Raw genomic sequence first — 5,835 nt, forward strand, 5'->3', positions numbered from 1 at the left:
ATTACTACCAGCAAATCAAAACGATCATCCTGACTCGCCAGAATCCGATTACTGGTTTACTACCTGCAAGTACAGCGATTACAGCCCACGGCGATTATACTGATGCCTGGGTGCGAGACAATGTTTACAGCATTTTGGCAGTTTGGGGTTTAGGACTTGCATACCGCAAGATTGACGACGATAAAGGACGCACCTATGAACTAGAACACAGTGTCATCAAACTGATGCGCGGGTTGCTATTTGCGATGATGCGACAGGCTCATAAAGTAGAGACATTTAAACATACTCAGTCGCTACTGGATGGACTGCACGCCAAATACAATACCGCGACTGGTGACATTGTTGTTGGTGATGACAAATGGGGACATTTGCAACTTGATGCTACATCTATATTTTTACTGATATTGGCGCAAATGACCGCAGCAGGATTGCAAATAATTTATACGATTGATGAAGTGAATTTCGTCCAAAATTTAGTTTACTACATTGGACGAGCTTACCGCACACCAGATTATGGCATTTGGGAACGTGGTAATAAAATTAATCGGGGTAATGCTGAGTTAAATGCCAGTTCCGTAGGTATGGCAAAAGCTGCTTTAGAAGCTATCAATGGACTGGATTTGTTTGGTGTGCGTGGTAGTCAAGCATCGGTAATTCATGTGCTACCAGATGAAATTGCCCGCGCCCGGATTACTTTAGAATCCTTATTACCGAGGGAATCTGGTTCCAAAGAAATTGATGCGGCGCTGTTGAGTATTATTAGTTATCCTGCCTTTGCAGTGGAAGATTTGGAGTTACGCGATCGCACTTTAAACGATATTATCAATAAACTCGCAGGTAAATACGGCTGCAAACGCTTTCTGCGTGATGGACACCAAACCGTCTTAGAAGATAATCAACGTTTACACTACGAACCGTGGGAACTCAAGCAATTTGAGCATATTGAATGCGAATGGCCGTTATTTTTAACTTATTTAGTTCTAGATGGATTATTTCGCGGCGAACAAGAACAAGTTAAAAAATACCAAAATCTTTTAGAATCATTACTTATAGAACAAGATGGTTTGCGTTTATTGCCAGAACTTTATTATGTTCCAGCCGAAAACATAGAAGCAGAAAAGTTAGCACCTCAAACGCAACCACGTTTGCCCAATGAAAATATTCCTTTGGTGTGGGCGCAGAGTTTATATTTTCTCGGTGAAATGTTGAGTGAAGGTTTAATAGCGGTTGGTGATATCGACCCTTTGGGAAGACATTTGTGTGTGGGCAAACAGCGCGATGCATTGGTACAAATTGCTTTATTAGCAGAAGATGAAGATTTACAAACGAAACTAGAAGTTCACGGAATTGAAGCACAAACGCCTACTCAAGTAGAACCGATTCAAGTGAGAAAAGCTGGAGAATTTTCAGCTATTTATACCCAAATTGGACGTAACAATAAACTTGGTTTAACTGGGCGGCCAGTGCGGCGGCTGCGGAGTTTAACAACATCTAGAATCTTTCGGATTAGCGGTGAAACAATTGTATTTTTGCCTTCATTCTCAGACTCTCAACAGTTTTACTTAACCCTTGATTACCATTTTCTGCTGGATCAAATTAGAAGCGAACTAGCTTACATTCAAAAATATTGGAGCGATTTAGGTCGTCCTACCTTAACTTTAATGTTGACGCACACCATGTTAGAAGCCGGTTCGGAAGCATTACTGGAATTGATGCAAGAACTGAAAGATGGTGTTTGTAATGGTGTGCGGGTTAAATTAGGGCGGCTAAATCAGCTAATGCTAACAGCCGGAATCCAAAGAATTGATTTTCTCCCCAATGCAGAATTCTCGCGATCGCCAGTAAAAAATGCTAGCCCACGTTGCTATTATCTAGCTTATCATCCTGAGAAAAACTGGCGCTTAGGACATACCCAAGAATTTCAAATGGAGTATGAAACTAACTTGGGATTATTACTTTCTTATTTGCGTTCATCAGAGAATATTTACGAGCAAATTGAGTTATTGCAAACCTTGACTCGATTGCAGGGAATGCAATTTGATACGGGATATGGCGGCCCAGGATATCCTGTCACCGTAGCCGACTTACTAGATGAAGTTTACACCAAAGCTGGAGATTTAGGCATTTGGGCAGTAGTGCGTCGGGCTGCGGGGTTACGGCAAATGGTTGATATCAGCCTATCAGATGCAGTTACGAGTATTTTGGTAAGGGGTAAGCAAATTGCTGTGGGTAAAGCTTACAGTGAAGCGTCCTTGATTAGCGTACCCATGTCCCACGATGAAATTGCCGATAAAATTAATCATTTTTGTCGTGAAGATATACGCGATCGCGTCCTAACACAAGAGATTTTAATCTATCTTGGTATCTTAATTCGCTCAGAACCCGGACTATTTCAGGGACTACTAACGCTGAGAGTCGGCTATCTCATCTTATTGATCACCAGCGAAGTAGCGCGGGAATTGCACCTCACTCAAGATGAAGCTTACGATCACTTAATGCAACTTTCACCCTTTGAAGTTAAAGTGCGCTTGCGTCAGGTATTAACTAGATATACTGGCATGAGTAACCTGTTACGCCAGCAAGAATCACTACACGTCAAACAAAAAGAAAGTGATATTGCTTGGGTAGTGCTACCAGCAATAGGAGAAGGGATAGAAGTTCCGCCGGGCGGTTGGCGACGGTTTCGCCAAGCCGAGGGTGCAACAGGGCGCGTACCAAAGGAATTTTTTAAGCAAGTTTGGCTATTAATGCAACATTGCAAGGGTCTAGTTATTGGTGATAAATTAGAACGCCGCAATCGTTTAGATAGTGAGATAATGCTGTCAGAAATGACAGCCGGGGAAAGAAATTTCGCTCTGTTAATTGAGCATTTGTTGAATAAAATTGAAGCTCCAGAATACCGACAAGTTAATATTGAAGCATTAATCGAATTAGGAGCGATCGCAGCTAATAATCCAAAGCTGCAAATTGAAGAATATATCGTGTTGGATGTGTTAATTGGTCATGCAGTGCGATTGGCGTGGTTAGAGAATCATAGTCATCGCAGCGATCAATATGATGAGGATAAGGCGAGTGCGTGGCGATCGTTTTACAATACTTCTCCTAGAGATTGCGCTAGTTATATTTTGAAGGCATTTAGGTTCTTGACGGAATTTGTGAAAGATTTTTAAACGCAGAGGGGCGCAAAGGGAAACGCAAAGGAGCGCAGAGGATGAGAGAGAATGATTTGAGTGGGGTGATTATTGGTTGTGCGATCAGGGTTCATACTGCTTTGGGGCCTGGTTTGTTGGAGTCGGCTTATGAAGAGTGCTTAGATTATGAGTTGAAGAAAGCCGGGTTGAATGTTGGTAAGCAAATTCCATTGCCTTTGGTTTACCAAGATGTGCAATTGGAATGCGTTTATCGATTAGATTTGATTGTCGAAAACAAAGTAATTGTAGAAATTAAATCTGTAGAATCCTTCCACCCAATTCATTCCGTTCAACTCCTAACCTATCTCAAACTCGCAAACTGCAAACTAGGTCTTCTCCTCAACTTTAACGTCCTCCACCTCAAAGAAGGTATAAAACGCGTAGCCAACAACCTCTAACTCCCCCTCTGCGAACCTCTGCGCTTCCCTTTGCGTTCCTTTGCGTTAAAAAAAAATATCCCCCACCTCAGATTCCAAAAGCAGGGGTTTTGTTAAATTAAATTTTGTTCGCAAAACTACTTAACAGAAACAGCATCAACATCAATAGTGCTTGCAGTAGAGGTAGAACCTTCAGTAGTATTAGGTACTTCAGTACCCACCTCACCCTTACGAGCTTTCCAGCCCTCAATTACTAACCCAGACACCTCAGAAACTAACAGAGTCAAAAGGAAAACATCATCAATCTGTCCCACAACGGGTACAAAATCTGGAAGAATATCAAATGGGCTGACCAAATAGACTAGTGTTCCTAAAATTACCCACCAACGGTACTTCGGGTTACGAAGCACATTGCGATACCAGGTGTAAAGTGATTCGATTGAAAATTTCATATTTTGAACCTCCATTTATCTTTAATTTTGACAAATTATCCTAAAAATTTCCGGTGCGAATAACCGCCCTAGTTAGTCTGGAAGACGCTACTCGTAATAACATACGTTTTGAAGCATGTGTTGAACTTTTTGCTCAATTTATGGTCAAAGTTACACTACCCCAACTGTACTTACAAAGTTTGCTGTAACTGAGAACTCTGCAATTCAGGTATCAGCCATTACTGGAAGCTGGTAGCTTAACTGAACTTTTCTCTGAGCGTTAAATGAACTTTTCTCTGAGCCAAAACTGAGGTTTGAACTCATATTTGCTTTAATGGTAAACCCTTAATTGTAGCTCAACAGAGAGATATCAATTTAACACAAAGAAGGAGATCAAGTTATGCTAAATGCTCTAAAAAATATTGCTGTCACTTCTTGTACACTACTGACTCTTGGAATGCATAACCCAGCAATTGCGTTGGTCGATCAAGCCGTCTTTTCGAGTGGATTAGTATCTATTAATACTAAGAAATTGACACCCAAACAGTCTAATTTAGTTGCAGATAACAGTACTTATTGGAGTTCGCAGGAGAATTGTAAAATTTTAATGCCAGGTATAGTCACAGAAAATACAGAAGAACAATTGACATCTGTAAGTGCTAATACAAAAACCGTATATACTATTATACATAAAGAATTTCCAGAAGCTTCCAGGATACCTATTCCACAGGTTCGGCAAGTGTTGCAAAGTGCAATGCGGGAAACTATTGGTCGTACTGGCAAGGTTATTAGAACTACCAATCTTGTAATTGATGGACATCCAGGTTTGGAGCTACTCATGGAACACTCGGATGAAACTCTGGGACAATATCGTGCATTTGTGGTTAATCAGCAACTTTACTTTATGGGAGCTATTACACCAAATGAGTTAACCACAGAATCTGTTAATTTTTTTGATTCTTTTCGGATTTATCCTGAGCGGATTCGTTACTCAAGCTTCTGAATTTATTAATGATTAAAACAAAAGATGATCTTCATAGATTTGTTGCTCAATCAGGATCTAACCTAGACTGATTGCTTAACAATAAATGAAGTTGTCTTGAATATTGTAGGACTTACGCACGCTCTACGAATTCTTGGCGTTCTTGGCGTCTTGGCGGTTCGATAAATTAAGCTTTTGGGCGATTTTTGCGTAAGTCCTATATTGCACAGCCTAATGACAATCATTAAATTTAATTTTTGTTACAAAACACTTTGATTGGATATCAGGAGTTGTAAATTGAATTTGATTCAGACGTTCCCCATAATATCTTGGCAGTATATTGTAGAGCCAAGTTTCTTGGATAAGCTAAAAAGTATTGAATGGCAAGCAATATTTATGAGACTTATCAAATCTGAACCAGGTCAAAAGATGAGTGTAATACAAGCCTTATTTGCAATTCGACAGTATGGTTTGTTCTTATTTTTAATCCAAAAATACCCATACGTGAGAATGGTTCCTAATCAAGAAATTGATGGAGTTTTACACGCACATATAGCTAATATTCATCAGTTTGAAAAAGACTGCCAAAACCTCTTTAGTCTTTGTCTGAAACACGTTCCAGAATTTGGAGTTCAAGGAGAAGCTGAACGTTTAGAATGGCAATTAGCTTTTGCTCAAACTCAGAAACTCTTCGAGCTAAATTTTGGGCAAGGTACTATGGGCAGATCCGCAGCCGCTTGTTGTGAAATTCTTTTGAATTTTACCGAAGAAGAATTCAGAATTCAGGAGCCAGAATCCAGAATGGATTCTGTGCGACTGGATGGAGAATCGAGGTTTAAAGCCCCCGATTTTAA

Annotated in this window: 4 protein-coding genes and 1 pseudogene; 4 read left to right on the top strand and 1 reads right to left on the bottom strand. The window is 40.2% G+C overall.

Translation table 11 applies throughout. The features are described 5' to 3' along the window. Together LC574_RS22885 and LC574_RS22890 are read left to right on the top strand one after the other, a co-directional pair. Positions 1 to 3,170: glycoside hydrolase family 15 protein (locus LC574_RS22885; RefSeq protein ID WP_229455836.1), on the top strand; the 3,170-nt coding region annotated here is incomplete at its 5' end. A 41-nt stretch (positions 3,171 to 3,211) separates the two neighbouring features. Further along, positions 3,212 to 3,589, top strand: a complete 378-nt coding sequence (locus tag LC574_RS22890) for a GxxExxY protein (protein WP_229455837.1) — start codon at positions 3,212 to 3,214, stop codon at positions 3,587 to 3,589. Positions 3,590 to 3,705: 116 nt separating this feature from the next. On the opposite strand, the gene LC574_RS22895 is transcribed toward LC574_RS22890, so the two are convergent. After that, on the bottom strand, positions 3,706 to 4,020 hold the full coding sequence (locus LC574_RS22895; RefSeq protein ID WP_229455838.1) for a YkvA family protein: 315 nt from the start codon (positions 4,018 to 4,020) through the stop codon (positions 3,706 to 3,708). A gap of 379 nt (positions 4,021 to 4,399) precedes the next feature. Between LC574_RS22895 and LC574_RS22900 the strand changes: the two genes are divergently transcribed. Both LC574_RS22900 and LC574_RS22905 read left to right on the top strand, forming a co-directional pair. Next, entirely contained in the window at positions 4,400 to 5,002 is a 603-nt protein-coding gene (locus LC574_RS22900) for a hypothetical protein (protein ID WP_229455840.1), read from the top strand. A 375-nt stretch (positions 5,003 to 5,377) separates the two neighbouring features. After that, a pseudogene (locus LC574_RS22905) lies at positions 5,378 to 5,835 on the top strand (hypothetical protein); the annotation flags it as partial.

The sequence above is a fragment of the Nostoc sp. CHAB 5715 genome, assembly GCF_020829685.1.
GTDB lineage: Bacteria > Cyanobacteriota > Cyanobacteriia > Cyanobacteriales > Nostocaceae > Nostoc.

Excerpts from the sequence above, each read along its gene's own strand:
- LC574_RS22890 (WP_229455837.1), top strand. The coding sequence starts at position 3,212 with ATGAGAGAGAATGATTTGAGTGGGGTGATTATTGGTTGTGCGATCAGG.
- LC574_RS22895 (WP_229455838.1), bottom strand. The coding sequence starts at position 4,020 with ATGAAATTTTCAATCGAATCACTTTACACCTGGTATCGCAATGTGCTT.
- LC574_RS22900 (WP_229455840.1), top strand. The coding sequence starts at position 4,400 with ATGCTAAATGCTCTAAAAAATATTGCTGTCACTTCTTGTACACTACTG.